At 72.3% G+C, this 625-nt stretch carries 1 protein-coding gene; it reads left to right on the forward strand.

Going from position 1 to position 625, the window contains the following annotated elements:
* Nucleotides 1-318 precede the first annotated feature (318 nt).
* On the forward strand, nt 319-625 hold a 307-nt coding region (locus KUM32_RS36745), incomplete at its 3' end, for a signal peptidase I (protein ID WP_217146215.1).

A 625-nucleotide genomic window follows, 5' to 3' on the forward strand; every position in this document is an offset into this window, starting at 1 on the left:
GGCGGGGAGGTCCGGGTGGTGGTCGGCGCCGCGAGCGTCCGGGTTGGTCACGTCCCGCAGCGTAACGAGGGGGGCGTCGGCGACGCCGCGCGGAGCGGACCCCGGCGGCAGGCGGCGCCCGAAGCGGCGTGCTCGTACGCCGTGCCGGTGCGCGGCCGGCGCGGGGTGACCAACGGGAGTACGAGCGGCAGCGGGGCGCTTTCGCCGGTCGCCGCTTGTCCCGGGGCCGTCCGGTCCGGCGTCGGCGAGGGCTGTCGCGATGGTGGCGGTAGTCGCTGCCGTGAGTGTCGATGTCGCTGACTGCTACCTTCCGGAGCCATGACCGACAGCGTGTACGTGGGGAACGCGGGCAGGGACGCCGCACTGGACCGGGGATGGCTGCTGGGCCATTTCAAGGACGCCTCCGATCCTCGGCACAGCGAGGACGTGGAGATCAAGTGGGGCGTCCACCCACGGGGCGATGAACGGGCTCGGTGGGTGACCGGTGAGGAGCGCACCACCCTGCAGGTCCTCATCAGCGGGCGCTTCCGAGTGGAGTTGCCCGGACGCAGTGTTCTGCTGGCCGAGCAAGGTGACTACGTCGTGTGGGTCCGGGGCGTCGACCACTCGTGGTACGCGGAGGAGG

Source organism: Streptomyces sp. AC627_RSS907, from assembly GCF_019049165.1.